Origin of the sequence: Streptomyces sp. NBC_01006 (genome assembly GCF_045162725.1) — a bacterium.
Classification (GTDB): Bacteria; Actinomycetota; Actinomycetes; order Streptomycetales; family Streptomycetaceae; genus Streptomyces.
This window is the reverse complement of record NZ_CP108700.1, coordinates 4,939,332-4,963,224: the sequence shown is the minus strand read 5'-3', so window position 1 is coordinate 4,963,224 and position 23,893 is coordinate 4,939,332. Positions and strand designations below refer to the sequence as shown.

35 protein-coding genes are annotated in these 23,893 nt (G+C 67.4%); all 35 read right to left on the bottom strand.

The window, feature by feature from the left end; genetic code table 11:
• Positions 1-56: 56 nt before the first annotated feature.
• The 35 genes from OG509_RS22820 to OG509_RS22650 all read right to left on the bottom strand — a co-directional run bounded on the left by OG509_RS22820 (position 57) and on the right by OG509_RS22650 (position 23,879).
• Positions 57-1,346 (bottom strand): glycosyltransferase family 87 protein, encoded by a 1,290-nt coding sequence (locus OG509_RS22820; protein WP_406184297.1) that lies wholly within the window; start codon positions 1,344-1,346, stop codon positions 57-59.
• A gap of 38 nt (positions 1,347-1,384) precedes the next feature.
• Positions 1,385-3,004: an ATP-binding cassette domain-containing protein gene (locus OG509_RS22815; protein ID WP_406184296.1), complete on the bottom strand. Its 1,620-nt coding sequence runs from the start codon at positions 3,002-3,004 to the stop codon at positions 1,385-1,387.
• Between the two features lie 53 nt (positions 3,005-3,057).
• Complete coding sequence (truA, locus tag OG509_RS22810) at positions 3,058-3,909, bottom strand: tRNA pseudouridine(38-40) synthase TruA (RefSeq protein WP_406184294.1); 852 nt, start codon at positions 3,907-3,909, stop codon at positions 3,058-3,060.
• A 102-nt stretch (positions 3,910-4,011) separates the two neighbouring features.
• Positions 4,012-4,473: a 50S ribosomal protein L17 gene (gene rplQ, locus OG509_RS22805; RefSeq protein ID WP_030154710.1), complete on the bottom strand. Its 462-nt coding sequence runs from the start codon at positions 4,471-4,473 to the stop codon at positions 4,012-4,014.
• Between the two features lie 92 nt (positions 4,474-4,565).
• A complete protein-coding gene (locus OG509_RS22800) occupies positions 4,566-5,588 on the bottom strand; it encodes a DNA-directed RNA polymerase subunit alpha (protein WP_007265920.1) in 1,023 nt (340 codons plus the stop codon).
• A gap of 186 nt (positions 5,589-5,774) precedes the next feature.
• Positions 5,775-6,179 carry a 30S ribosomal protein S11 gene (gene rpsK, locus OG509_RS22795; protein WP_003956432.1) on the bottom strand — a complete coding sequence of 135 codons (405 nt, stop codon included), beginning with the start codon at positions 6,177-6,179 and terminating at the stop codon, positions 5,775-5,777.
• A 54-nt stretch (positions 6,180-6,233) separates the two neighbouring features.
• Positions 6,234-6,614 carry a 30S ribosomal protein S13 gene (gene rpsM / locus OG509_RS22790; protein WP_007265919.1) on the bottom strand — a complete coding sequence of 127 codons (381 nt, stop codon included), beginning with the start codon at positions 6,612-6,614 and terminating at the stop codon, positions 6,234-6,236.
• A gap of 199 nt (positions 6,615-6,813) precedes the next feature.
• Positions 6,814-6,927: a 50S ribosomal protein L36 gene (gene rpmJ, locus OG509_RS22785; RefSeq protein WP_003956441.1), complete on the bottom strand. Its 114-nt coding sequence runs from the start codon at positions 6,925-6,927 to the stop codon at positions 6,814-6,816.
• Between the two features lie 74 nt (positions 6,928-7,001).
• On the bottom strand, positions 7,002-7,223 hold the full coding sequence (infA, locus tag OG509_RS22780; protein ID WP_003956442.1) for a translation initiation factor IF-1: 222 nt from the start codon (positions 7,221-7,223) through the stop codon (positions 7,002-7,004).
• Positions 7,224-7,363: 140 nt separating this feature from the next.
• Entirely contained in the window at positions 7,364-8,200 is an 837-nt protein-coding gene (map, locus tag OG509_RS22775) for a type I methionyl aminopeptidase (RefSeq protein ID WP_030154708.1), read from the bottom strand.
• Positions 8,201-8,311: 111 nt separating this feature from the next.
• Entirely contained in the window at positions 8,312-8,959 is a 648-nt protein-coding gene (locus OG509_RS22770) for an adenylate kinase (protein WP_406184293.1), read from the bottom strand.
• Positions 8,959-10,272: a preprotein translocase subunit SecY gene (gene secY / locus OG509_RS22765; RefSeq protein ID WP_327284925.1), complete on the bottom strand. Its 1,314-nt coding sequence runs from the start codon at positions 10,270-10,272 to the stop codon at positions 8,959-8,961. The genes OG509_RS22770 and secY overlap by 1 nt, the downstream gene beginning before the upstream one ends.
• Positions 10,273-10,458: 186 nt before the next feature.
• The gene (gene rplO / locus OG509_RS22760; protein WP_030154704.1) at positions 10,459-10,914 is read right to left on the bottom strand and encodes a 50S ribosomal protein L15; all 456 of its coding nucleotides are present in this window, start codon (positions 10,912-10,914) and stop codon (positions 10,459-10,461) included.
• A gap of 2 nt (positions 10,915-10,916) precedes the next feature.
• Complete coding sequence (gene rpmD, locus OG509_RS22755; RefSeq protein WP_005313525.1) at positions 10,917-11,099, bottom strand: 50S ribosomal protein L30; 183 nt, start codon at positions 11,097-11,099, stop codon at positions 10,917-10,919.
• Entirely contained in the window at positions 11,099-11,701 is a 603-nt protein-coding gene (gene rpsE, locus OG509_RS22750) for a 30S ribosomal protein S5 (protein WP_073912880.1), read from the bottom strand. Before rpsE ends, rpmD begins: the two co-directional genes overlap by 1 nt.
• Before the next feature lie 45 nt (positions 11,702-11,746).
• On the bottom strand, positions 11,747-12,130 hold the full coding sequence (rplR, locus tag OG509_RS22745) for a 50S ribosomal protein L18 (RefSeq protein ID WP_030008471.1): 384 nt from the start codon (positions 12,128-12,130) through the stop codon (positions 11,747-11,749).
• A gap of 2 nt (positions 12,131-12,132) precedes the next feature.
• The gene (rplF, locus tag OG509_RS22740) at positions 12,133-12,672 is read right to left on the bottom strand and encodes a 50S ribosomal protein L6 (RefSeq protein ID WP_384709524.1); all 540 of its coding nucleotides are present in this window, start codon (positions 12,670-12,672) and stop codon (positions 12,133-12,135) included.
• A 20-nt stretch (positions 12,673-12,692) separates the two neighbouring features.
• Positions 12,693-13,091, bottom strand: coding sequence for a 30S ribosomal protein S8 (gene rpsH, locus OG509_RS22735; protein WP_007265911.1), 399 nt, complete (start codon positions 13,089-13,091; stop codon positions 12,693-12,695).
• 223 nt (positions 13,092-13,314) lie between these two features.
• On the bottom strand, positions 13,315-13,500 hold the full coding sequence (locus tag OG509_RS22730) for a type Z 30S ribosomal protein S14 (RefSeq protein WP_003956452.1): 186 nt from the start codon (positions 13,498-13,500) through the stop codon (positions 13,315-13,317).
• A gap of 5 nt (positions 13,501-13,505) precedes the next feature.
• Entirely contained in the window at positions 13,506-14,057 is a 552-nt protein-coding gene (gene rplE, locus OG509_RS22725) for a 50S ribosomal protein L5 (protein WP_030154702.1), read from the bottom strand.
• Entirely contained in the window at positions 14,057-14,380 is a 324-nt protein-coding gene (gene rplX, locus OG509_RS22720; protein WP_266626434.1) for a 50S ribosomal protein L24, read from the bottom strand. Before rplX ends, rplE begins: the two co-directional genes overlap by 1 nt.
• 2 nt (positions 14,381-14,382) lie before the next feature.
• Positions 14,383-14,751 carry a 50S ribosomal protein L14 gene (gene rplN / locus OG509_RS22715; RefSeq protein WP_008739701.1) on the bottom strand — a complete coding sequence of 123 codons (369 nt, stop codon included), beginning with the start codon at positions 14,749-14,751 and terminating at the stop codon, positions 14,383-14,385.
• Between the two features lie 105 nt (positions 14,752-14,856).
• Positions 14,857-15,138, bottom strand: a complete 282-nt coding sequence (gene rpsQ, locus OG509_RS22710; protein ID WP_030026328.1) for a 30S ribosomal protein S17 — start codon at positions 15,136-15,138, stop codon at positions 14,857-14,859.
• Complete coding sequence (rpmC, locus tag OG509_RS22705) at positions 15,138-15,362, bottom strand: 50S ribosomal protein L29 (protein ID WP_008739703.1); 225 nt, start codon at positions 15,360-15,362, stop codon at positions 15,138-15,140. The genes rpsQ and rpmC overlap by 1 nt, the downstream gene beginning before the upstream one ends.
• Positions 15,362-15,781, bottom strand: a complete 420-nt coding sequence (gene rplP / locus OG509_RS22700; protein WP_112447745.1) for a 50S ribosomal protein L16 — start codon at positions 15,779-15,781, stop codon at positions 15,362-15,364. Before rplP ends, rpmC begins: the two co-directional genes overlap by 1 nt.
• A gap of 5 nt (positions 15,782-15,786) precedes the next feature.
• Complete coding sequence (gene rpsC, locus OG509_RS22695) at positions 15,787-16,629, bottom strand: 30S ribosomal protein S3 (protein WP_266626437.1); 843 nt, start codon at positions 16,627-16,629, stop codon at positions 15,787-15,789.
• Positions 16,629-16,976: a 50S ribosomal protein L22 gene (rplV, locus tag OG509_RS22690; protein WP_037792011.1), complete on the bottom strand. Its 348-nt coding sequence runs from the start codon at positions 16,974-16,976 to the stop codon at positions 16,629-16,631. Before rplV ends, rpsC begins: the two co-directional genes overlap by 1 nt.
• A gap of 43 nt (positions 16,977-17,019) precedes the next feature.
• Positions 17,020-17,301 (bottom strand): 30S ribosomal protein S19, encoded by a 282-nt coding sequence (gene rpsS, locus OG509_RS22685; RefSeq protein WP_008739713.1) that lies wholly within the window; start codon positions 17,299-17,301, stop codon positions 17,020-17,022.
• Positions 17,302-17,313: 12 nt separating this feature from the next.
• Entirely contained in the window at positions 17,314-18,150 is an 837-nt protein-coding gene (rplB, locus tag OG509_RS22680; RefSeq protein WP_030154695.1) for a 50S ribosomal protein L2, read from the bottom strand.
• Between the two features lie 39 nt (positions 18,151-18,189).
• Positions 18,190-18,513: a 50S ribosomal protein L23 gene (rplW, locus tag OG509_RS22675; protein ID WP_030154694.1), complete on the bottom strand. Its 324-nt coding sequence runs from the start codon at positions 18,511-18,513 to the stop codon at positions 18,190-18,192.
• Complete coding sequence (rplD, locus tag OG509_RS22670; RefSeq protein WP_030008466.1) at positions 18,513-19,163, bottom strand: 50S ribosomal protein L4; 651 nt, start codon at positions 19,161-19,163, stop codon at positions 18,513-18,515. Before rplD ends, rplW begins: the two co-directional genes overlap by 1 nt.
• Before the next feature lie 4 nt (positions 19,164-19,167).
• On the bottom strand, positions 19,168-19,812 hold the full coding sequence (gene rplC / locus OG509_RS22665; RefSeq protein WP_008739720.1) for a 50S ribosomal protein L3: 645 nt from the start codon (positions 19,810-19,812) through the stop codon (positions 19,168-19,170).
• Positions 19,813-19,826: 14 nt separating this feature from the next.
• Complete coding sequence (rpsJ, locus tag OG509_RS22660) at positions 19,827-20,135, bottom strand: 30S ribosomal protein S10 (RefSeq protein WP_003948644.1); 309 nt, start codon at positions 20,133-20,135, stop codon at positions 19,827-19,829.
• Between the two features lie 486 nt (positions 20,136-20,621).
• On the bottom strand, positions 20,622-21,752 hold the full coding sequence (locus tag OG509_RS22655; RefSeq protein ID WP_406184289.1) for a hypothetical protein: 1,131 nt from the start codon (positions 21,750-21,752) through the stop codon (positions 20,622-20,624).
• 186 nt (positions 21,753-21,938) lie between these two features.
• Complete coding sequence (locus tag OG509_RS22650) at positions 21,939-23,879, bottom strand: hypothetical protein (protein WP_406184288.1); 1,941 nt, start codon at positions 23,877-23,879, stop codon at positions 21,939-21,941.
• Positions 23,880-23,893 lie beyond the last annotated feature (14 nt).

The window sequence follows — 23,893 nt, the reverse complement described above, 5'->3', positions numbered from 1 at the left end:
TGAGAAAGCCAATACGCATAACAAACCAGCAGGATACCCAAGCAGACCCGTACGGGTCAAAACGCGATCCGCGATGCCGATTCTGCTGGCGTCGCGGCGCACTCCGGTTCGGTCCTGGATGGGGACCCCGCAGTTGTTACAGGCTCAAGAGTAACCCGACCTGGGCGCAGCGCACGACGCGCCAGCAGAATCGCGAGCCCGCACAGGGTGGCGCAGTCCTTGAAGGCGCGCCGCTTGTGGGCCAGCTCCGAGGGCCATGGGATCAGGGCCATCTGGGGCGTCAGGGCCAGCCAGAACCAGGGCGAGCGGGGCATCGAGCCGGGCCGCACCCCCGAGGCCAGCAGCAGCGGCAGCACCACCAGGAGGTAGTGGTCGAAGGAGGGACGGGAGACCAGGAATGCGGCGAGCATCACCATGCAGGCCGTCTCCACCAGCCGCAGCTGCCCCTGGTCGGACTCGTCCGGCCGCCGCCAGCGCCGCCAGGCGCCCCACAGCCCGGCTCCGGCCCCCGCGAAGGCCAACGCCACCGCCACCGGCTCCGGCACCCCCAGCCGCGGCAGCACCGCGATCGGCGAGGCGTCCCAGGGCAGGGCGTAGGCGTCCTGCCCCTGGAAGAGGAACGGCAGGGTCTTGGTGAAGAACAGCGACGGGCTCGGCATCAGCAGCGCCCCCGCCAGCGAGGCCCCCAGCGGCACCAGCACGGCCGCGGCCAGCCCCCGCCACTGCCGGGCCAGCACGAACAGCAGCCCGATCGGCACCAGCATCGGCTTGCAGGCGATCGCCAGCCCCACCACCAGGCCGGCCGCCCCCCACGCCCTGCGGTGCGCGAGCAGCAGCGCCACCGGCAGCGCGGCCGCCGATATGGCCGTCCAGTTGCAGATCAGCACGAGGTTCACGTACGGCTTGTAGGCCAGGGCCAGCGCCGCGAACCCGCCGACCGCGAAGCGGGAGCGCGCCGGCACCGAGAAGAGCCGCAGCGCGGCCCACCACCCGATGGCCAGCAGGGCGGATATCGCCGGCGGGAGCACCCAGCGCAGCACCGGCATCGGCAGCAGCGCCTCCGGGACGGCCATGATCACGGCGCTCGGGAGGTAGAGGAACCGCTTGTCCTCGTACGGGGACCCGCCCGCCAGCAGCGTCTCGGCGGCCTTGACCACGAAGGCGTTGTCCGAGCCCCAGTTCTCCCGCAGGCTCGTGGAAACCGCGATGCCGAGCACCACGGCCAGGGCCAGGGCCTGCCAGGGCCCGGACGCCGGCCGCAGCAGCCAGACCACCAGCCGGTGCCCGAACGCCGGATCCCTTACGGTGTCCCATCCCCTGAGCCAGGTGTCAGGCCGCAGCCGCACAACGCCTCCCGATCGACCCGCCGGGGGGCGGTCTCCCCCTAGCGCTTCCGCTCGACCCTACGTTCGTCCCAAACGGGTTCCTGAGTCTCTCGTACAACACCGTCGGAACCGAAGACCAGGAAACGGTCAAATGTCCGCGCGAACCACCGGTCGTGGGTGACGCACAGCACAGTGCCCTCGTACGACTCCAGACCGTCCTGGAGCGCCTCCGCGGACTCCAGGTCCAGGTTGTCGGTCGGCTCGTCCAGCAGCAGCGCCGTGGTGCCCGCCAGCTCCAGCAGCAGGATCTGGAAACGTGCCTGCTGGCCGCCCGACAGCCGCTCGAACGGCTGCTCCCCCTGGCGCTCCAGCTCGTACCGGCGCAGGACGGCCATGGCGGGGCCGAGCGGCTTCGCGGCCTCCGTCCACAGGATGTCGACGAGCGTGCGGCCGAACAGCTCCGGGTGGGCGTGCGTCTGCGCGAAGTGACCGGCGACCACCCGGGCGCCCAGCTTGAAATCGCCCGTGTGCTTGACGTCCTCGCCCGCCAGCAACCGCAGGAAGTGCGACTTCCCGGAGCCGTTCGAGCCGAGCACCGCGACCCGCTCCCCGTAGAAGACCTCCAGCGAGAACGGCTTCATCAGCCCCGTGAGCTCAAGGTTCTCCACGGTCAGCGCGCGCACGCCGGTCCGGCCGCCCTTCAGGCGCATCTTGATGTCCTGCTCGCGCGGCGGCTCCGGCGGCGGGCCCGCCTCCTCGAACTTCTGGAAGCGCGTCTGCATCGCCCGGTAGCGCGAGGCCATGTCGGGGCTGCTCGCCGCCTGGTTGCGCAGCCGCAGCACCAGCGCCCTCAGACGGGCGTGCTCCTCGTCCCAGCGCCGCTTGAGCTCCTCGAAGCGCGCGAAGCGCTCCTTGCGCGCGTCGTGGTACGTGTCGAAGCCCGAGCCGTGCACCCACACGTCCGTGCCCGTGGGGCTCGGCTCCAGGCTGATGATCTTCTCGGCGGCCCGGGACAGCAGCTCCCGGTCGTGGGACACGAAGAGCACCGTCTTGCGGGTGGCCTTCAGCTGCTCCTCCAGCCACCGCTTGCCCGGGACGTCCAGGTAGTTGTCCGGCTCGTCGAGCAGCAGCACCTCGTCCGGCCCGCGCAGCAGCGCCTCCAGCACGAGCCGCTTCTGCTCACCGCCCGACAGCGTGCGCACCTCGCGGAACTGCGCGGTGTCGTACGGGACGGCCAGCGCGGCCGTGGTGCAGACGTCCCACAGGGTCTCGGCCTCGTAGCCCTGTACGTCGGCCCAGTCGCTGAGCGCCTGCGCGTACGCCATCTGGGCGGACTCGTCGTCCACCGTCATGATCAGGTGCTCGGCGTGGTCGACGGCCTTCGCGGCCTCCCGGATCCGGGGCTGAGCCACCGAGACCAGCAGGTCCCGTACGGTCGTCTCGTCCCGTACGGAGCCCACGAACTGCGACATCACGCCGAGGCCGCCGCTGACGGTGACCCCGCCGCCGTGCGGCTGGAGGTCGCCGGAGATCAGCTTCAACAGGGTGGACTTGCCGGCGCCGTTCGCCCCGACCAGGGCGACGACCGACCCCTCCCCCACGCGGAAGGAGACGTCGGGGAGCAGGACCCGCCCGTCGGGAAGGTAGTACTCCAGGTGGCTGGCTTCGAGATGTCCCATGCGGGGCATTCTCCCGGTCGCGCGGCGATCCACCCAACCGGATTGGCCGGTGCTCAGCAGCAGCCGGCGCCCGGGAGGGTGCGCATGTTGCGTGCCTCCTTGCTGCGGGCGGCCAGCAGCTCGTCCGCCGGGTAGCCGACCTCCTCCAACGTGAGCCCGTGCGGCTTCACGACGTGCACCGAGGAGTCCCGTACGGCGGCCCGCAGGACCTTCCCCGGCCAGTCGGTCGGCCGGTGCCCGTCCCCGACGTGCAGCAGGGCGCCGACCAGCGAGCGGACCATGTTGTGGCAGAAAGCGTCGGCGCGGACGGTCGCGGTGACGATCCCGTCCTCGGCGCGCTCCCAGCTGAGCTGCTGGAGGGTGCGGATGGTCGTGGCGCCCTCGCGCTTCTTGCAGTACGCGGCGAAGTCGTGCTCGCCGAGCAGCGCGTCGGCGGCCTCGTTCATGGCGTCCACGTCGAGCGGCCACTGGTGCCACAGCACGTGCCCGCGGCGCAGCGGGTCCACGCCGCCCTGGTGGTCGCCGACGCGGTAGGCGTAGCGGCGCCATACGGCGGAGAACCGGGCGTTGAAGCCCTCGGGGGCCTCGGCGGCCTTCCACACCCGTACGTCGTGCGGCAGCCGGCCCGCGAGGCGGCGCAGCAGCTTGTCGTGGTGCTCGGCCCACACCTCGTCGCGTACGTCGAACTGGGCGACCTGCCCGCGCGCGTGCACGCCGGCGTCGGTCCGCCCGGCCACGGTCAGCTCGACCGGGTCCGGCAGCCGCATCACGGTCTGCAGGGCCGACTCCAGCTCGCCCTGGACGGTGCGCAGCACGCGCTGCTTCGCCCAGCCGGAGAAGTCCTTCCCGTCGTACGAAAGGTCCAGCCGTACCCGGACGTGCCCGGGCTCCACCTCGTCACTCACGTGACCGATCCTCTCAGAGTCACCGCAATGCAGAACGGGCCCGCCCCGGGAAGGGGCGGGCCCGTTCAGAGCCGATCAAGCAAGCTCGATCCCGAAGCGGGATCAGGCCTCCTTGGTCTCCTCGGCGGGGGTCTCGACAGCCTCCGCCTCCTTGACCGCGCGCTTGGTGGCGGCCTCGGCCTCACCGGTGGCCTGCTGGGCGACCGTAAGGGCCTCGACCAGCTCGATCACGGCCATCGGGGCGTTGTCGCCACGACGGTTGCCGATCTTGGTGATGCGCGTGTAACCACCGGGGCGGTTCTCGTAGCGCGGGGCGATCTCGGTGAACAGCGTGTGCACGATGCTCTTGTCCGTGATCGTCTGCAGCACCAGGCGACGGTTGTGGATGTCGCCCTTCTTGGCCTTGGTGACCAGACGCTCGGCGTAGGGACGCAGGCGACGGGCCTTGGCCTCGGTGGTGGTGATGCGGCCGTGCTCGAAGAGCGCCTTCGCGAGGTTCGCGAGAAGGTGCTTCTCGTGCGCGGCGCTGCCGCCCAGACGGGCACCCTTTGCGGGACGCGGCATGGTGTTACTCCTTCATATCTGCACCGGCCGTGTCAGGTACCGGTGTCAGTTCCCCCACGGCGGCTGCCGCGGGAAAGTTCTACGGGTGGTGCTTAGTACTGCTCGGTCTCGACGAAACCGGCGTCCGCGTCGTCGTCGGCGCCGAAGGCGTCGGCGGCGGCGGTCGGGTCGAATCCGGGCGGGCTGTCCTTGAGGGCCAGGCCCATGCCGGCCAGCTTCGCCTTGACCTCGTCGATCGACTTCGCACCGAAGTTGCGGATGTCGAGCAGGTCGGCCTCGGAGCGGGCGACGAGCTCACCCACGGAGTGGATGCCCTCGCGCTTGAGGCAGTTGTACGACCGAACGGTGAGCTCCAGCTCCTCGATCGGCAGCGCCAGGTCGGCGGCCAGGGCGGCGTCCGTCGGGGACGGGCCCATGTCGATGCCCTCGGCGTCGATGTTGAGCTCGCGCGCCAGACCGAACAGCTCGACCAGGGTCTTGCCGGCGGACGCCATGGCGTCGCGCGGGCGCATGGCCTGCTTGGTCTCGACGTCGACGATGAGCTTGTCGAAGTCGGTGCGCTGCTCGACTCGGGTCGCCTCGACCTTGTAGGTGACCTTGAGGACCGGGCTGTAGATGGAGTCGACCGGGATGCGGCCGATCTCCTGGCCCAGCTGCTTGTTCTGGACGGCGGAGACGTAGCCGCGACCGCGCTCGACGGTCAGCTCCATCTCCAGCTTGCCCTTGCCGTTGAGCGTGGCGAGGACGAGGTCCGGGTTGTGCACCTCGACACCGGCCGGGGGCGCGATGTCGGCAGCGGTGACCAGGCCGGGACCCTGCTTGCGCAGGTACATCACGACCGGCTCGTCGTGCTCCGAGGAGACGACCAGCTGCTTGATGTTGAGGATGATGTCGGTGACGTCTTCCTTGACACCGGGCACGGTGGTGAACTCGTGCAGGACGCCGTCCACGCGGATGCTGGTGACAGCGGCACCCGGGATCGAGGACAGGAGCGTGCGGCGCAGCGAGTTGCCGAGGGTGTAACCGAAGCCCGGCTCGAGCGGCTCGATCACGAACCGCGAGCGGTACTCGTCGACGACCTCTTCGGTCAGCGAAGGACGCTGAGCGATAAGCATGTGTGTTCCTTCAGTCGTGGACGCCCACTATTTGACGCCCGACGGGTAAAGCCAGGTACTGCAAGGGTACGGGCGGCACGTCCCCCCGAAGGGGTTCGTACCGCCCGGACACTCAAAGACGCACAGGTGCGTCCGCTGCGTCAGACGCGGTCTTTCGCTTCGACGAAGCGAAAAGTCCGGCAGTCGTCAGACGCGGCGGCGCTTCGGCGGGCGGCAGCCGTTGTGCGGGGTGGGGGTGACGTCCTGGATCGAGCCGACCTCAAGGCCGGTGGCCTGGAGGGAGCGGATCGCGGTCTCGCGGCCGGAGCCCGGACCCTTGACGAAGACGTCAACCTTGCGCATGCCGTGCTCCTGCGCGCGGCGGGCGGCCGACTCGGCGGCCATCTGCGCGGCGAAGGGGGTGGACTTGCGCGAGCCCTTGAAGCCGACGTGGCCGGCGGAGGCCCAGGAGATCACGTTGCCCGAGGGGTCCGTGATCGAGACGATCGTGTTGTTGAACGTGCTCTTGATGTGGGCGTGCCCGTGAGCGACGTTCTTCTTTTCCTTGCGGCGCACCTTCTTGGCAGCGCCCTGACGACCCTTGGGGGGCATCTAAATCTCCTACGGGAGGTGGTCGGTCCTACAGCGCAAGACCGCTGAACAGGACTACTTCTTGCCCGGCTTCTTCTTACCGGCGATCGCGCGACGCGGGCCCTTGCGGGTACGCGCGTTCGTGCTGGTGCGCTGACCGTGCACCGGCAGGCCACGACGGTGGCGGATGCCCTGGTAGCACTGGATCTCGATCTTGCGGCGGATGTCGCCCTGGATCTCGCGGCGGAGGTCACCCTCGGTACGGAGGTTGGCGTCCACGTACTCGCGGATCTTGACGAGGTCCTCTTCGGCCAGGTCACGAACGCGGGTGTTCGGGTTCACGCCGGTGGAGGCGAGGATCTCCTTGGACCGGGTGCGCCCGATACCGAAGACGTAGGTGAGTGCGATCTCCACGCGCTTTTCGCGCGGGATGTCAACACCGGAAACGCGTGCCATTCAATGGCTCCTGTGTGTTCGGGGGTCTTCCGCAGAACCACTCCCGACCGCCGACCACACCTGATGGGTGGTGGTACGCCCGGGTCCCCGGCCCCCGCCGGAGGTGCCGCCGGCCCTTGTCAGGGCTGGGCGGGCTCTGCGTATGTACGTTTTCTTACGTCGCGCGAAGAACTGCGTAGTGCAGGTCGGTCGGCGTGCGTCAGCCCTGGCGCTGCTTGTGGCGCAGGTTGTCGCAGATGACCATGACCCGACCGTGACGGCGGATCACCTTGCACTTGTCGCAGATCTTCTTGACGCTCGGCTTGACCTTCATGTTGGTGAGGTTCTCCGGGTCAGTGCCACCACCCGCACCGGGACGAGATGTCCGGGCAGGAGTGAGGACAAGATCTACTTGTATCGGTAGACGATCCGGCCACGCGTGAGGTCGTACGGAGACAGCTCCACAACGACCCGGTCATCCGGGAGGATGCGAATGTAGTGCATACGCATCTTGCCGCTGATGTGCGCGAGGACCTTGTGACCGTTCTGCAGTTCCACCTTGAACATCGCGTTCGGGAGGGACTCGATCACGGTGCCCTCGATTTCGATGGCACCTTGCTTCTTGGCCACGCTTCGCCCTTCGAATCGGCTACCTTGATCAGCTCCCCGCTTCGCATGCGGACATGCGGGTGCAAAGGAGCCGACGAGTCAGTCTACGTCAGGGCACCCAGAAAGACGAATCCGGAAAGTTTGCCCCACAGCGTAGATCATTAACCGAGGGGATCCGGCGCCGTGGTCACGCCATACTCCGCCAGCTTGGCCTTGCCGCAGTCCGGGCTGGTCAGGACGATGGGCCCGGCCTCGGTCAGGGCGATGGAGTGCTCCCAGTGCGAGGACCAGGTGCCGTCCGTGGTGATGACCGTCCAGTCGTCCGCCAGGACCTCCGTCTGGGGGGTGCCCAGGGAGACCATCGGCTCGATCGCCAGGCAGACGCCCGGGACCAGCTTGATGCCCTTGCCCCGCTTGCGCGAGACGTAGTTCAGCAGGTGGGGGTCCATGTGCATCTCGGACCCGATGCCGTGGCCGCCGTAGTCCTCGATGATCCCGTACTTGCCGGTCGCGGGCCGCGGCTGGCGGCGGATGTAGCCCTCGATCGCCTTGGAGATGTCCACGAGGCGGTTGCCGAGCTTCATCGCGGCGATGCCGGCCCACATCGACTCCTCGGTCACCCGCGAGAGCTCGATCAGCTCCGGGGCGTGTCCCGTGCCCACGAAGGCCGTGTACGCGGCGTCGCCGTGCCAGCCGTCGACGATCGCGCCGGCGTCGATCGAGATGACGTCGCCGTCCTTGAGGACCGTCTTGTCGTCCGGGATGCCGTGGACCACGACCTCGTTCACGGACGTACAGATCGTCGCGGGGAATCCGCCGTAGCCGAGGAAGTTCGACTTGGCCCCGGCATCCGCGATGACCTTGCGGGCCACCATGTCCAGATCCCGCGTCGTGGCGCCCGGTACGGCCGCCTCACGGGTCGCCGCGTGGATCGCGGCGACGACCAGCCCTGCCTCGCGCATCTTCGCGATCTGCTCGGGGGTCTTGATCTGGACCATGGGTAGTGCCTTCCACCTTCGGACTTCGGGTCTGCGTTGTTCCGGTCGTCTCAACAGTACGGCCGCGGAGTCCTGGGGACACCGCGGCCGTACTGCTCACAACAAGGGTTACTACTTCTTGAGCGCGTCCATCGCACGCTGCGTGACGTCCGCGACCTCACCGAGGGCGGGGATCGTCACCAGCAGGCCCTGGGCCTTGTAGTAGTCGATGATCGGCTCGGTCTGCGTGTGGTAGACCTCCAGCCGGTTGCGCACCGTGGCCTCGGAGTCGTCGTCACGCTGGTACAGCTCGCCGCCGCAGGTGTCGCAGACACCCGCGGCCTTCGGCGCCGCGTACTCGACGTGGAAGACGTGCGCGGAGTTGTTACGGCAGATCCGGCGGCCGGCGATGCGCTTGACGACCTCGTCCTCCTCGACCTCCAGGTCGAGGACGGCGTCCAGCTTCATGCCGGCGCTCTGCAGCATCTCGTCCAGCGCCTCCGCCTGGGAGACGTTGCGCGGGAAACCGTCCAGCAGGAAGCCGTTCACGGCGTCCGGCTGCTCCATCCGGTCCTTGGCCATGCCGATGGTGATCTCGTCGGGGACGAGGTCACCGGCGTCCATGAACGCCTTCGCGCGCTGGCCCAGCTCGGTGTTCTGGCTGATGTTCGCGCGGAAGAGGTCGCCCGTGGAGATGTGCGGGATCGACAGGTTCTTCGCAAGGAACGCGGCCTGCGTTCCCTTGCCCGCACCGGGCGGTCCGACGAGGACGATTCGCATCAGCGGAGGAACCCTTCGTAATTGCGCTGCTGGAGCTGGCTCTCGATCTGCTTCACGGTTTCCAGACCCACACCCACGATGATGAGGATGCTCGTCCCGCCGAACGGGAAGTTCTGGTTCGCTCCGAAGCCGGCCAACGCCATCGTCGGCACAAGAGCGATGAGACCCAGGTACAGCGACCCCGGCCAGGTGATCCGGTTGAGCACGTAGCTCAGGTACTCGGCGGTGGGTCGACCGGCACGGATACCCGGGATGAACCCACCATACTTCTTCATGTTGTCTGCAACTTCCTCGGGGTTGAAAGAAATCGCCACGTAGAAGAACGCGAAGAAGACGATCAGGAGGAAGTAGGCGGCGATGTAGTACGGGTGGTCGCCCTTGACGAAGTGCTTCTGGATCCAGGTGGCCCAGCTCGCGGTCGAGCCGCTGAACTGCACGATCAGCGCCGGGATGTACAGCAGCGACGAGGCGAAGATGACCGGGATGACACCGGCCTGGTTCACCTTGAGCGGGATGTACGTCGAGGTGCCCCCGTACGCACGGCGGCCGATCATGCGCTTCGCGTACTGGACCGGAATCCGACGCTGCGCCTGCTCGACGAAGACGACGAGCGCGACCATGGCCAGGCCGACGAGGATGACCACGCCGAACTCGACCCAGCCGTCGGCGATCTTGCCCTGGAGCTTGATCTGCCACAGGGCGCCGATGAAGCCGGCGGCGATCGAGATGAACATCAGGATCGACATGCCGTTGCCGATGCCGCGGTCGGTCACGAGCTCACCGAGCCACATGACGACACAGGTACCCGCGGTCATGGTGATGACCATGACGATGGTGGTGAAGATCGACCGGTTCGGGACGATCTGGCTGGCGACCTGGCAACCCTGGAACAGGGCACCAGTGCGGGCGGTGGCGACGAGGCCGGTGCCCTGCAGGATCGCGAGTGCGACCGTCAGATAGCGCGTGTACTGAGTGATCTTCGCGGTGCCGGACTGACCCTCTTTTTTGAGGTTCTCCAGCTTCGGGATGACCACGGTCAGCAGCTGCAGGATGATGCTCGCCGTGATGTACGGCATGATGCCGAGCGCGAAGATCGTGATCTGCAGCAGCGCACCGCCGCTGAACATGTTGACGAGACCGAAGAGGCTGTTGCTGCTCCCGGCCTGGTCCACACAGATCTGAACGTTCTTGTAGCTCACGCCGGGTACCGGGATGTGGGACCCGAGCCGGAACAGCATGATGATGCCGAGCGTGAAGAGCAGCTTCTTGCGCAGGTCGGGCGTCTTGAACGCCCGGGCGAACGCGGTGAGCACGGTGCCTCCTGCGACCCCCGCGCTACTGCGTCAGAGGTGACGGTCTGAGGGATCGACGAATACGTACAAGCAAAGGTGCAGGCCACCTTACCGGCGACTGCGCCCCCCGTGGAACGACCAACCGGGGATGCCCCATATGTGAGGCATCCCCGGTCGGGTTTCTAGCTATCTGTCACCTGGTTCGTCTTAGACGAGCTCGGTGACGGTGCCGCCGGCAGCGGCAATCTTCTCCTTGGCGGAGGCGGAAACGGCGTCAACCGAAACCGTCAGCGCCACGGAGATCTCGCCCTGGCCCAGGACCTTGACGAGGCTGTTCTTGCGAACCGCGCCCTTGGCGACCAGGTCGGCCACCGTGACCTCTCCACCCTCGGGGTAGAGAGCGCCGAGCTTGTCCAGGTTGACAACCTGGAACTCGGTGCGGAACGGGTTCTTGAAGCCCTTGAGCTTCGGCAGACGCATGTGGAGGGGCATCTGCCCACCCTCGAAGCGCTGCGGGATCTGGTAACGGGCCTTCTGGCCCTTCGTACCACGACCGGCCGTCTTACCCTTCGACGCCTCACCACGACCGACACGGGTCTTCGCGGTCTTGGCGCCGGGGGCGGGACGGAGGTTGTGGGCCTTCAGCGGGCTGTTCTCAGCCATGATTAGTCAACCTCCTCAACCGTCACGAGGTGGCGGACGGTGTGAACCATTCCGCGGAACTCGGGGCGGTCCTCCTTGACGACGACGTCGTTCAGGCGCTTGAGCCCGAGCGAACGCAGCGTGTCGCGGTGGTTCTGCTTGCTGCCGATGTACGACTTCGTCTGCGTGATCTTGAGGCGAGCCATTACGCACCCGCCCCAGCACGCGCACGGAGCAGAGCCGCGGGGGCGACGTCCTCGAGGGGCAGACCACGGCGAGCCGCGATCTCCTCGGGACGCTGCAGGCCCTTGAGGGCCGCCACGGTCGCGTGCACGATGTTGATCGCGTTCGAAGAGCCGAGCGACTTCGACAGGATGTCGTGAACGCCGGCGCACTCCAGAACGGCGCGCACCGGACCACCGGCGATAACACCGGTACCCGGGGAAGCCGGCTTCAGGAGCACGACGCCCGCGGCACGCTCGCCCGTGATCGGGTGAGGGATGGTGCCCTGGATGCGCGGAACCTTGAAGAAGCTCTTCTTGGCTTCCTCGACACCCTTGGCGATGGCCGCGGGAACTTCCTTGGCCTTGCCGTAACCGACACCTACAGTGCCGTCACCGTCGCCCACCACGACCAGCGCGGTGAAGCTGAAGCGGCGACCACCCTTGACAACCTTGGCGACGCGGTTGATCGCGACAACGCGCTCAACGTAAGCGGTCTTCTCGGCGGCAGGGCCACCGTCGCGACCCTTCCGGTCCCGCCGCTCGCCGCCACCGGCACCGCTTCCGCGGCGCTGGGGTCCAGCCATTGGATTACCTCTCTCTGTTACGTCCGTGAGTCCCGGAACCGGGGCTTAGAACTTCAGCCCGGCTTCGCGGGCGGCGTCAGCCAGAGCGGCAATGCGCCCGGCGTATCGGTTGCCACCGCGGTCGAACACGACGGTCTCGACACCCGCGGCCTTGGCGCGCTCGGCGACGAGCGCGCCGACAGCCTGGGCCTGCGAGCTCTTGTCGCCTTCGCCACCGCGGATCGAAGCGTCCAGGGTCGACGCCGACGCCAGGGTGTGACCCTGGAGGTCGTCGATGACCTGAGCAACGATGTTGCGGTTGGAACGCGTCACGACGAGGCGCGGACGCTCCGCCGTACCCGAGACGTTCTTGCGGATGCGGATGTGGCGGCGAGCCTTGGCCGCGCGCTTGTACGCGTCGCCCTTGGCGATCTTCACACCGTATGCCATGGCTACTTACCAGCCTTTCCGACCTTGCGGCGGATGACTTCGCCGGCGTACTTGACACCCTTGGCCTTGTACGGGTCGGGCTTCCGCAGCTTGCGGATGTTGGCGGCGACCTCGCCGACCTTCTGCTTGTCGATGCCCTCGACCGAGAACTTGGTGGGCGACTCGACCTTGAAGGAGATGCCCTCGGGCGCCTCGATCAGGATCGGGTGGCTGTAACCAAGCTGGAACTCCAGAGAGGAGCCCTTCGCGGCGACGCGGTAACCGACACCGCTGATCTCGAGAGCCTTGACGTATCCCGTGGTCACACCGGTGATCATGTTCGCCACCAGCGTGCGGGACAGGCCGTGCAGGGCCTTGTTCTGACGCTCGTCGTTGGGGCGGGTGACGTTCAGAACGCCGTCCTCACCCTTGACGATCTCGATCGGCGCGGCGACGGTGTGCGAAAGGAGACCCTTGGGGCCCTTCACTGCGACCGTGCGGCCATCGATGGTGACGTCCACACCGGCGGGAACCTGGATGGGGAGCTTGCCGATTCGCGACATTGCTTTTCCTCCGTTCCCGACTACCAGACGTAGGCGAGGACTTCCCCACCTACGCCCTTCTTGCCTGCCTGCTGGCCGGTCAGGAGACCGTGGGACGTGGAGATGATCGCCACGCCCAGGCCGCCGAGGACCTTCGGCAGGTTGGTGGACTTTGCGTACACGCGCAGACCGGGCTTCGAGATCCGCTTGATGCCCGCGATGGAGCGCTCACGGTTCGGCCCGAACTTCAGCTCGAGGACGAGGTTCTTGCCGACCTCGGCGTCCTCGACCTTCCAGCCGGTGATGAAACCCTCCTGCTTGAGGATCTCCGCGATGTGCGACTTGATCTTGCTGTGCGGCATCACGACGGTGTCGTGGTACGCCGAGTTAGCGTTACGCAGACGGGTCAGCATGTCTGCGATCGGGTCAGTCATGGTCATGAAGTGGCCTTCGGCCTCTCTCGCCGGGGTTTCCTGTATGCGCCATCCCTCTCCCCACTCAGTGGCGGGACGGGTGCGGTGCGGGGACCTACGGCGTAGTAAGTCGTTATGGGCGGCGGACGCCCAACCACACAAGCCTAAGGCATGCGCGGCCGGTCACCCACCGTCCACATGCTTACCGAGAGTGCCTGGTACTCCCCAAGTCCTTGCGGACGAGGGTGATTTACCAGGAGCTCTTGGTCACGCCCGGCAGCTCGCCACGGTGAGCCATCTCACGAAGGCACACGCGGCACAGGCCGAACTTGCGGTACACGGAGTGGGGACGACCGCAGCGCTGGCAGCGGGTGTACGCACGCACACCGAACTTGGGCTTGCGGGCAGCCTTCGCGATGAGAGCCTTCTTCGCCATCTCGCTTACGCCTCCTTGAAGGGGAAGCCGAGGTGACGAAGGAGCGCGCGGCCCTCAGCGTCGTTGGTCGCCGTGGTGACCACGGTGATGTCCATACCCCGGGTACGGTCGATCTTGTCCTGGTCGATCTCGTGGAACATGACCTGCTCCGTGAGACCGAAGGTGTAGTTGCCACGGCCGTCGAACTGCTTCGGCGACAGACCACGGAAGTCACGGATACGCGGCAGCGCGAGCGACAGCGTACGGTCCAGGAACTCCCACATGCGGTCACCACGGAGGGTGACGTGGCAGCCGATCGGCTGACCCTCACGCAGCTTGAACTGCGCGATGGACTTGCGGGCCTTCGTGACGGCCGGCTTCTGACCGGTGATCGTCGTCAGGTCGCGGATGGCGCCGTCGATCAGCTTGGAGTCGCGGGCGGCGTCGCCCACACCCATGTTGACCACGATCTTCACGAGGCCGGGGATCTGCATGACGTTCTCGTACGAGAACTCTTCACGCAGCTTGCCCGCGATGTCCTCGCGGTACTTCGTCTTGAGACGCGGAGTGGTAGCCATCAGATGTCCTCACCCGTCCGCTTGGCAACGCGGATCTTGTTGCCCTCGTCGTCGAAGCGGAAACCGACGCGGGTAACGACCTTCTGGCCGTCCTTCTCCACAACCAGCTGAACGTTGCTGACGTGGATCGGCGCCTCGGTGATCACGATGCCACCGGTCTGCGAGCCACCAGCGGTCTGGCCGGCCTTGGTGTGCTTCTTGACCCGGTTGACACCCTCGACGAGGACACGGTTCTCAGTAGGGATGGCCTGAATGACCTTGCCCTGCTTCCCCTTGTCCTTACCGGTGATGACCTGGACCAGGTCGCCCTTCTTGATCTTCATGCTTACAGCACCTCCGGCGCGAGCGAGATGATCTTCATGAACTTCTTCTCGCGCAGCTCACGGCCCACCGGGCCGAAGATACGGGTGCCGCGAGGGTCGCCGTCGTTCTTCAGAATGACGGCGGCGTTCTCGTCGAAGCGGATGTACGAGCCGTCCTGGCGGCGACGCTCCTTGACGGTGCGAACGATGACCGCCTTGACGACGTCACCCTTCTTCACGTTGCCACCGGGGATCGCGTCCTTGACGGTGGCGACGATGACGTCACCGATGCCCGCGTAGCGGCGACCGGAACCACCGAGAACACGGATGCAAAGGATTTCCTTGGCACCAGTGTTGTCGGCGATACGCAGTCGCGACTCCTGCTGGATCACGTGTATCTCCTGTTTGTCTGCCGGTTCCCGGCGGGGGCTTCACTCCGAGGAGCGAGGCCCCCACCGAGCCTGGCGGAACTGACCTGAGGGAAACCCCTCAGGTGATTACTTGGCCTTCTCGAGGATCTCGACGATGCGCCAGCGCTTGCTCGCCGACAGCGGACGCGTCTCCATGATGAGGACGCGGTCGCCGACGCCGGCAGCGTTCTGCTCGTCGTGAGCCTTGAGCTTGTTCGTACGGCGGATGACCTTGCCGTACAGCGCGTGCTTGACGCGGTCCTCGACGGCGACGACGACGGTCTTGTCCATCTTGTCGCTGACGACGAGACCCTCACGGGTCTTGCGGAAGCCGCGCTCGTTCGTCTCAGTCACGTTCTTCTCGCTCATCAGGCGCTCTCCACCGTCTCGATACCGAGCTCACGCTCGTGCATCAGGGTGTAGATGCGAGCGATGTCCTTACGGACGGACTTGAGCCGGCCGTTGTTCTCCAGCTGACCCGTGGCCGCCTGGAAGCGGAGCTTGAACAGCTCCTCCTTGGCCTCGCGCAGCTTGCCAACGAGCTCCTCGTTGCCGAGCTCACGCAGCTCGGACGCCTTGGTTCCCGTCGCCATCACGACTCACCTGCCTCGCGCCGAACAATCCGGCACTTCATCGGAAGCTTGTGAGCAGCGCGGGTGAGCGCCTCACGAGCAATCTTCTCGTTCGGGTAGGACAGCTCGAACATGACCCGGCCCGGGTGCACGTTGGCGATCCACCACTCGGGAGAACCCTTACCGGAACCCATGCGGGTTTCGGCCGGCTTCTTCGTGAGCGGACGGTCCGGGTAGATGTTGATCCAGACCTTGCCGCCACGCTTGATGTGGCGGGTCATCGCGATACGAGCCGCCTCGATCTGGCGGTTCGTCACGTACGCCGGGGTCAGCGCCTGGATGCCGTACTCGCCGAACGAGACCTCAGTACCGCCCTTGGCCATACCGCTGCGCTTCGGGTGGTGCTGCTTGCGGTGCTTGACCCTACGAGGGATCAGCATGTCGGTCAGGCCTCCGTTCCGGTGCTCTCGGCCGGAGCGGCGGCGGGAGCGTCGGCCTTGGGGGCCTCGGCACCAGCAGCCTGCTGCGGCTTGCGGCCACCACGGCCGCCGCGCTCGCCACCACGGCCACCACGGCCGGCGGGACGGTCGCCAGCGCCTGCGGCACCACGGGCCGGGCGGTTACCCGCACGGGCCGCAGCGTTCTCGGCGCGAACCTCGGCGATGTTCTTGACATCGCCCTTGTAGATCCAGACCTTCACACCGATACGGCCGAAGGTGGTCTTGGCCTCGAAGAAGCCGTAGTCCACGTTCGCGCGCAGCGTGTGCAGCGGCACACGACCCTCGCGGTAGAACTCGGAGCGGGACATCTCGGCGCCGCCGAGACGGCCGCCACACTGGATCTTGATGCCCTTGGCGCCGGCCTTCATCGTGCCCTGCATGCTCTTACGCATGGCGCGACGGAAGGAGACGCGGGAGGAAAGCTGCTCGGCAACGGCCTGGGCAACCAGCTGAGCGTCGAGCTCGGGGTTCTTGACCTCGAGGATGTTCAGCTGGACCTGCTTGCCCGTGAGCTTCTCGAGGTCACCGCGGATGCGGTCGGCCTCGGCGCCACGGCGGCCGATGACGATGCCCGGACGAGCGGTGTGGATGTCCACACGCACGCGGTCACGGGTGCGCTCGATCTCAACCTTCGAGATGCCGGCGCGCTCCATGCCGGACGTCATCATCCGACGGATGGCGACGTCTTCCTTGACGTAGTCCTTGTACAGCTTGTCGGCGTACCAACGCGACTTGAAGTCGGTGGTGATGCCGAGCCGGAACCCGTGCGGGTTTACCTTCTGGCCCATTACCGGGAACCTTCCTTGCTGCTGACGACCACGGTGATGTGGCTGGTCCGCTTGCGGATCCGGTAGGCACGGCCCTGCGCACGCGGACGGAACCGCTTCAGGGTCGGGCCCTCGTCCACGAACGCCTCGCTGATGACCAGCGTGGAGGCGTCCGGGTGGTTGTAGTTGTGTGCGGCGTTGGCAATGGCGCTGTCCAGCACCTTGCCGACCGGCACGCTCGCGGCCTGCGGGGCGAAACGCAGGACCGCCTGAGCCTCCGTGGCATCCATGCCACGGATAAGGTCCACCACTCGGCGGGCCTTCATGGGCGTGACGCGGATGTACCGCGCCTGGGCCCTGGCTTCCATGGTTGTCCCTTCGGTGTAAGTCATAGTCGTAACCACCCCGCCTTTAGCGGCGCTTCGACTTCCGGTCGTCCTTGACGTGGCCGCGGAAGGTGCGAGTCGGCGAGAACTCGCCGAGCTTGTGGCCGACCATCGACTCGGTGACGAACACCGGGACGTGGGTCTTGCCGTTGTGCACCGCGATGGTGTGACCCAGCATGCTGGGGATGATCATCGAGCGACGGGACCAGGTCTTGATGACGTTCTTGGTGCCGGCTTCGTTCTGGACGTCCACCTTCTTTACGAGGTGGTCGTCGACGAAGGGCCCCTTCTTGAGACTGCGCGGCATCTAAACCCGCTCCTAGCGCTTCTTGTTCGTCTTGCGGCGGCGGACGATGTACTTGCTCGAAGCCTTCTTCGGCGAGCGAGTACGACCCTCCTTCTGACCCCACGGGGAGACCGGGTGGCGACCACCACTGGTCTTGCCCTCACCACCACCGTGCGGGTGGTCAACCGGGTTCATCGCGACACCGCGGACGGAGGGGCGAACGCCCTTCCAGCGCATACGGCCGGCCTTGCCCCAGTTGATGTTCGACTGCTCGGCGTTGCCGACCTCGCCGACCGTCGCGCGGCAGCGCGCGTCGACCAGGCGGATCTCACCGGACGGCATACGAAGGTGGGCCATCGTGCCCTCCTTCGCCAGCAGCTGCACGGAGGCACCCGCGGAACGGGCGAACTTGGCGCCACCACCGGGACGGAGCTCGATCGCGTGGATCGTGGTACCGACCGGGATGTTGCGGAGAGCCAGGTTGTTGCCCGGCTTGATGTCGGCCGTGGGGCCGTTCTCAATCCGGTCGCCCTGGTTCAGACCGCGGGGAGCGATGATGTAGCGCTTCTCGCCGTCCGCGTAGTGCAGGAGCGCGATGCGCGCAGTGCGGTTGGGGTCGTACTCGATGTGCGCGACCTTGGCCGGCACGCCGTCCTTGTCGTGACGACGGAAGTCGATCACGCGGTAGGCGCGCTTGTGTCCACCACCCTGGTGGCGAACAGTGATCCGACCGGTGTTGTTACGGCCGCCCTTGCTGTGCAGCGGGCGAACCAGCGACTTCTCCGGCGTGGACCGCGTGATCTCGACAAAGTCGGCGACGCTGGAGCCACGACGGCCCGGGGTCGTCGGCTTGTACTTGCGGATACCCATTTCTCAGTCCTCGTCCGATTCCGGACGACTAGACCTCCGTTAGGAGGCCTGGCCGCCGAAGATGTCGATTCGGTCGCCCTCAGCGAGGGTCACGATGGCGCGCTTGGTGTCAGCGCGCTTGCCGAAACCGGTCTTGGTGCGCTTGCGCTTACCCTGACGGTTGATCGTGTTGACCCCGGTGACCTTGACCCCGAAGACCGCCTCGACGGCCTGCTTGATCTGGGTCTTGTTGGAGCCGGGCGCGACGATGAACGTGTACTTGTTCTCGTCCAGCAGCGCGTAGCTCTTCTCCGAGACAACCGGCTTGATCAGCAGGTCGCGCGGGTCGGTGAAGGTCTTGCTGGTAACGGTCGCCTCAGACATCAGGCGTCGCTCCCTTCGGTCTCATCGGCCTTGGGGCCAGACACGAAGGACTCGAAAGCGGCCTGAGTGAAGACCACGTCGTCAGAGACGATCACGTCGTACGTGTTCAGCTGGCCCGGCTCCAGGATGTGAACCTGGGGCAGGTTGCGGGCGGACAGCCACGCGGCCTCGTCGGCGCGCTCGACGACCAGGAGCAGGTTCTTGCGCTCCGAGATCTTGCCGAACAGCGTCTTGGCGGCCTTCGTGGAGGCGGCACCCTCGACCACGCCGGTGACGACGTGGATGCGGGAGTGACGCGCACGGTCCGAGAGGGCACCGCGGAGGGCGGCGGCCTTCATCTTCTTCGGGGTCCGCTGGGAGTAGTCACGCGGCTGCGGGCCGTGGACGACGCCACCGCCGACGAACTGCGGAGCGCGGGTCGAACCCTGACGGGCGCGGCCGGTGCCCTTCTGGCGGTACGGCTTGCGGCCACCACCACGGACTTCGCCGCGACGCTTGGTCTTGTGCGTGCCCTGACGGGCAGCAGCCAGCTGAGCGACAACGACCTGGTGGATCAGCGGAACGCTGGTCTTCGCGTCGAAGATCTCCGCGGGGAGCTCGACGGTACCGGCCTTGTCGCCTGCCGGCGAAAGGATGTCAATGGTGCTCATTACCTCAAGCCCCCTTGGCCGCGGTACGGACCAGGACGAGGCCGCCGTTCGGACCGGGGACTGCGCCCTTGATGAGGAGCAGACCCTTCTCCGCGTCAACCGCGTGGATGGTCAGGTTCTGGGTGGTGACGCGCTCGTTGCCCATGCGACCGGCCATGCGCATGCCCTTGAAGACACGCCCAGGGGTGGCGCAGCCACCGATCGAACCGGGGGAGCGGTGCTTGCGCTGCACACCGTGACCGGCGCCGAGGCCCCGGAAGTTGTGCCGCTTCATGACACCGGCGAAGCCCTTGCCCTTGCTGTTGCCCGTGACGTCAACCTTGACGCCGGACTCGAACACCTGGGCGGTGATCTCCTGGCCGAGCGTGTACTCGCTGGCGTCGGAGGTGCGGAGCTCCACCAGGTGGCGGCGCGGGGTCACGTCGGCCTTGGCGAAGTGGCCCTTGAGGGGCTTGTTCACCTTGCGCGGGTCGATCTCGCCGAAGGCGATCTGGACCGACTCGTAGCCGTCGATGTCGTTCGTACGGACCTGGGTAACGACGCAGGGCCCGGCCTTGACGACGGTCACCGGGACGACACGGTTGTTCTCGTCCCAGACCTGGGTCATGCCGAGCTTCTCGCCCAGGACGCCCTTGATCTGCTTTGCCATCTTCTCGACGCCTCTCAGAGCTTGATCTCGATGTCAACGCCGGCCGGAAGGTCCAGGCGCATCAGCGAGTCAACGGTCTTGGGCGTCGGGTCGAGGATGTCGATCAGGCGCTTGTGCGTGCGCATCTCGAAGTGCTCGCGCGAGTCCTTGTACTTGTGCGGCGACTTGATGACGCAGTACACGTTCTTCTCAGTGGGCAGCGGCACCGGGCCTGCGACCGACGCACCAGTGCGGGTCACCGTCTCGACGATCTTCTTCGCCGAGGAGTCGATGACCTCGTGGTCGTAGGCCTTGAGCCGGATGCGGATCTTCTGTCCCGCCATGGCTACTCCGTAGTCCTGTCTGTTGTGGAAACGCTCTGGCTCTCGGTCGGCTGTGGATCTCTCCACCGCCTCTCTCCGACCCACGCGGTCGGGCGTGTCGCACTCCCTCTACAGAAAATTCCCATACGGAAATTCCCTCGTCCAAGGGGGTGCGACCCAAGGCCGCGGTTCGGGGGAGAAACACCCACCGAGCGCCTGGCGGGCACCGTGCTGACGCTTCCCAGAAGATTCCCGTACGTCCGCCCCATTGCTGCCCCGAGAGGCAGATAAAGGCGACGAGTACTGTGGGACTCGCTTCCGGTCCTCCCGGCGGGAGGCGCGCAGCATCGGCACTCAGCCGAGCAACTTGAGTAGTCTGCCATACAAGACACGTACTGCGCCAATCGGGCCGAAGAGAATACCCCTCCCCGGTGAGTGGTCAAACCGCGCCACGCGGCGGAACGGCCCGGGCCCCGCTTGGGGTCCGCCCGGGCCGTCCCACGGGCCTCAGGTGCGCGAAAGACTCCCGCAGCCCTCCCGGTCACCGGAGTCGATGCTCTTGCTGCGGTCGTACGGGTCCACGGGCGTGCCGGAGGGGGCGGGACCGGTCCGCCGGTCCTCGTCGAAGACGGGGTGCAGGAATCCGTCGTAGACGTCGCAGGCACTGTTGGCGAGGTCGACGTTGAACTTCTCCAGCCAGATCTTGCCCTCGGTGGCCTGCCACTTGCGCGGGTCGGCGATCGAGAAGGTGATCTCGCGCCGAACGATGGAGCGCTCCACCTGCTCGGCGCCCGGCTTCGCCTTCACCAACGGGTAGACGAAGGTGTAGTCGGCCAGCACGTTGGCCTGGCCGGCCTCCTTGCCGGGCTCCACCCACATCCGGCCCCGGACCTTGACCACGTCGCCCGCCGACTTCAGCTCGGTCGGCTTGACCCGGGTGAACAGGTGCAGCGGGTCGTTCTCCTTCGTCGGGGCCGTCAGCGAGCCCTCCACGCGGCTCAGCTCCTCCTTCAGCTTCGGGTCGAGCAGCTCCAGCGCCGCCGCGGGCCGCTCCCCGCGCAGGGTCGCCGGGTCCAGATTGGCCGAGACCAGGAACTGCTTGGCCTTCTCCAGCGCGTCGGCGACCTGCTCCTTGCTCATCCCCCCGACGGCCTGGGCCTCGGGGAGCTCGATCCCCGCCGCGCCGTCGGCCCACTGGAGGGCCGGGGAGCCCTTGAAGGGCTCCTTGAGCGTCGGCCGGTCCGGATCGAGGGCCGAGGGCGGGGCGCTGGGCCTGTCGGTCTCGGCGGGCAGCGGCTCACGGGCCTGGTCGGCCCGGTCGGCCTTGCCGGTGACCCGGTCGATGAGCAGTTCCGGGCGTACGGCGATCAGCGCCAGGGCCGCGATGAAGACGACCGCCCCCGCGGCCTTGAGCCGCCGCTTGCCCCTCCCCCGCCCGTCCATCTCCTGCCAGGCCGGACCGGTGCGCCAGCCGGGCGGCTCGGCGGACTCGGCGCGCAGCCGTGCGGTGACCATGCGCGCCCGGGCGGAGGGCTCCTGCGGAGCCTGGCCCGCGCCCGCCTGGGCCTGCTCCATGAAGCGGGCCCACTCCTCGTCGGAGAGCGCCGGCCTGTCGTTGTCGTTGTTGTTGTTCCCCATGTCCCACCCCTGAAAAGCCGGGGCCCCCGGAACCAGCTCCCGGGGGCCCCGCCGAAACGTCTCTGCTGCGCCACGTGACACGGCTGACGGGGCGGATGCTACTGGTCGGTCGTGACAGTGGGTACGGCTGGGGTCGTCAACGGAACGGCCGGGACGGTGGCCCGGGGCGACCGGGCCGCGCCGCCGTCACTTCTTCCAGGCGTCCTTCTCGGTGTGCGCGGGGTCCTTGCGGGCCTGCCGCTCGGCCTCGGCGTCGCGCTCGATGTCCGCCCGCGAGCGCACCCGCTTGGGCGCCTCCATCCCGCAGACGCTGGGCCAGTCGTCGGCCACGATGCCGGCGCACCAGATGAAGTCCTGGATGGGGCCGGGCTTCCAGTCGTCCTTCTCGATGTCCCAGCAGTTCTCGCGGGGCGAGAAGCGCGGGCAGCTGCCGTCCCGCTGCTTGATGACGTGTGCGCGGTACGCGTCGATGCCCATCGTGTCGACGTCGGACGAGGGCATGTAGCGGTTGACCGACCAGGACGCGCCCATGGTCGCGAACAGGGCGACCACGCACACCATCCCCGCGGCGAGCTGGCGGACCACCCGCAGCGGGATGACCCGGCCGAGCCCGGCCCCGGCAGCGGAAGCGGAAGCGGAACCCGAAGCGGAATCCGAAACGGAACCGGCACTCCTCGGGCGCAGCACGCGCTCGATCCACCCCGAGCCCCGGTCGACCACGGCCATCATGCCGAGCACGGCCAGGATCATCAGGCAGTACATGATGATCCACGTGGTGCGGGGGTAGAGCTGGATGGCCTTGTCCTGGGCCATGTGCCCGGCGAACCAGAACCGGGCGAGCCAGGCGCCGGCCAGGACCGCGGCCGCCGTCCGCACCATGATGTTGCGCAGCCCGAGGCCCAGGCCCAGCCCCACCCCGAACAGGAGCAGCAGGGCGAACCCGCTCTGGCCGGCCATCTCGCCCGCCACCGGCCAGGTCTGGTACGTCAGGGTCCCGGACCGGTCCGAGACCCAGCCGAGGACGTAACCGGGGTCGGCGTACACGGCGAGGAAGGCGTAGCGGTCGGGGTTGTCCGCGCCCAGCCGGGCCATCTGGTAGAGCAGCGGGGCGGCGACGATGCCGGCCGACAGCAGCGTGACCCCTATGTAGAGGCCGGCCTTCTTGGCCGTCGCCGCGCCCTGGCGCCACGGGAAGAAGAACAGCGCGGCCATCAGTGCGCCCGGCGCGGCCCAGATGTACCAGCCGGAGTACCAGAGGAACAGCGAGCCGAAGGTCACGCCGAGGACGAGGCCGCGCACCAGCAGGTGCCGCGTGGCACGCCGGCCGGCCAGGCGCATCTCGCGCAGCCAGTAACCGAGCAGCGGCAGCAGCACGATCATGACGATGTGGCTGTACGGGCGGATCGGGTCGAGGAAGAGCACCGTGGCCGGAACCGCGATCAGCAGCGCCCAGAAGGGCCGCAGCAGTATCCGCCAGGCCAGGTAGGCCATCGGGCCGGCGACGGCGGTGAAGAAGATCTGGAGGTCGTGCAGGGCGAAGCCGGTCTCGCCGCGGCCGTTGTAGCGGATCTTCGCCCAGAGGGCCATCAGGGCCGGGAAGGCGGGCGGGTAGATGCCCGACATCCCCTCGTGGTGCAGGAACGAGTTGGCCATGTCGATCAGGACGCCCGGGTCGCCCTCCTGGCCGCCCAGCGGGTGGGGCGTGCCGTGCAGGGCGACGACGACTCCGCCGGCGATGACGCCGGTGGCCAGCCCGGCCAGGGCGGCGCAGACCAGGCGCTTGACCAGCTGGTGGCGCCGGGCCGGACCCCGGTGGGCGGTGTAGAGCAGCAGTCCGAGCAGCGGCAGCCCGATGATCGCGGCGTACAGCTGGAGCGTGCCGAGGCCGCTGACCTGGCCGAGGCGCACGATCGGGTTCACGTCGATGCGGCGGCTCAACAGCATGTAGCCGAGGGCCGCCGTGAGGCTGACGACGCCCTCGGCGACGGCGAGCACGCGGCGCCGGGACGTCCAGGGACGGCGGGCCGCCGAAGGGGAGGGGACCGGTCCGGCGTCCGGGGTCCCGGTACCGGTCCGGCTGTGCGCCGTGCCGGATGTTCCGACGACCTCGGGGGCCAGGTGTGTCATCTCAGTCCAATTCC

Coding starts and splice junctions, on each gene's coding strand:
- rpsJ (WP_003948644.1), bottom strand. CDS start 20,135: ATGGCGGGACAGAAGATCCGCATCCGGCTCAAGGCCTACGACCACGAG.
- OG509_RS22770 (WP_406184293.1), bottom strand. CDS start 8,959: ATGCGAATCGTCCTCGTCGGACCGCCCGGTGCGGGCAAGGGAACGCAG.
- rplX (WP_266626434.1), bottom strand. CDS start 14,380: ATGAAGATCAAGAAGGGCGACCTGGTCCAGGTCATCACCGGTAAGGAC.
- rplE (WP_030154702.1), bottom strand. CDS start 14,057: ATGGCTACCACTCCGCGTCTCAAGACGAAGTACCGCGAGGACATCGCG.
- OG509_RS22650 (WP_406184288.1), bottom strand. CDS start 23,879: ATGACACACCTGGCCCCCGAGGTCGTCGGAACATCCGGCACGGCGCAC.
- rplQ (WP_030154710.1), bottom strand. CDS start 4,473: ATGCCGCGTCCCGCAAAGGGTGCCCGTCTGGGCGGCAGCGCCGCGCAC.
- rplR (WP_030008471.1), bottom strand. CDS start 12,130: ATGGCATACGGTGTGAAGATCGCCAAGGGCGACGCGTACAAGCGCGCG.
- rplV (WP_037792011.1), bottom strand. CDS start 16,976: ATGGAAGCCAGGGCCCAGGCGCGGTACATCCGCGTCACGCCCATGAAG.
- rplC (WP_008739720.1), bottom strand. CDS start 19,812: ATGGCAAAGCAGATCAAGGGCGTCCTGGGCGAGAAGCTCGGCATGACC.
- OG509_RS22730 (WP_003956452.1), bottom strand. CDS start 13,500: ATGGCGAAGAAGGCTCTCATCGCGAAGGCTGCCCGCAAGCCCAAGTTC.
- OG509_RS22655 (WP_406184289.1), bottom strand. CDS start 21,752: ATGGGGAACAACAACAACGACAACGACAGGCCGGCGCTCTCCGACGAG.
- rpmJ (WP_003956441.1), bottom strand. CDS start 6,927: ATGAAGGTCAAGCCGAGCGTCAAGAAGATCTGCGACAAGTGCAAGGTG.
- rpsM (WP_007265919.1), bottom strand. CDS start 6,614: ATGGCACGCGTTTCCGGTGTTGACATCCCGCGCGAAAAGCGCGTGGAG.
- rplP (WP_112447745.1), bottom strand. CDS start 15,781: ATGCTGATCCCTCGTAGGGTCAAGCACCGCAAGCAGCACCACCCGAAG.
- rpmD (WP_005313525.1), bottom strand. CDS start 11,099: ATGGCTCGCCTCAAGATCACGCAGACGAAGTCGTACATCGGCAGCAAG.
- rplW (WP_030154694.1), bottom strand. CDS start 18,513: ATGTCTGAGGCGACCGTTACCAGCAAGACCTTCACCGACCCGCGCGAC.
- rplB (WP_030154695.1), bottom strand. CDS start 18,150: ATGGGTATCCGCAAGTACAAGCCGACGACCCCGGGCCGTCGTGGCTCC.
- rpsH (WP_007265911.1), bottom strand. CDS start 13,091: ATGACCATGACTGACCCGATCGCAGACATGCTGACCCGTCTGCGTAAC.
- rplF (WP_384709524.1), bottom strand. CDS start 12,672: ATGTCGCGAATCGGCAAGCTCCCCATCCAGGTTCCCGCCGGTGTGGAC.
- rpsC (WP_266626437.1), bottom strand. CDS start 16,629: ATGGGCCAGAAGGTAAACCCGCACGGGTTCCGGCTCGGCATCACCACC.
- rpsK (WP_003956432.1), bottom strand. CDS start 6,179: ATGCCCCCCAAGGGTCGTCAGGGCGCTGCCAAGAAGGTGCGCCGCAAG.
- rplD (WP_030008466.1), bottom strand. CDS start 19,163: ATGAGCACCATTGACATCCTTTCGCCGGCAGGCGACAAGGCCGGTACC.
- rpsE (WP_073912880.1), bottom strand. CDS start 11,701: ATGGCTGGACCCCAGCGCCGCGGAAGCGGTGCCGGTGGCGGCGAGCGG.
- rpsS (WP_008739713.1), bottom strand. CDS start 17,301: ATGCCGCGCAGTCTCAAGAAGGGGCCCTTCGTCGACGACCACCTCGTA.
- rpmC (WP_008739703.1), bottom strand. CDS start 15,362: ATGGCGACGGGAACCAAGGCGTCCGAGCTGCGTGAGCTCGGCAACGAG.
- rpsQ (WP_030026328.1), bottom strand. CDS start 15,138: ATGAGCGAGAAGAACGTGACTGAGACGAACGAGCGCGGCTTCCGCAAG.
- map (WP_030154708.1), bottom strand. CDS start 8,200: ATGGTCCAGATCAAGACCCCCGAGCAGATCGCGAAGATGCGCGAGGCA.
- OG509_RS22815 (WP_406184296.1), bottom strand. CDS start 3,004: ATGGGACATCTCGAAGCCAGCCACCTGGAGTACTACCTTCCCGACGGG.
- OG509_RS22800 (WP_007265920.1), bottom strand. CDS start 5,588: ATGCTTATCGCTCAGCGTCCTTCGCTGACCGAAGAGGTCGTCGACGAG.
- rplO (WP_030154704.1), bottom strand. CDS start 10,914: ATGGCTGAGAACAGCCCGCTGAAGGCCCACAACCTCCGTCCCGCCCCC.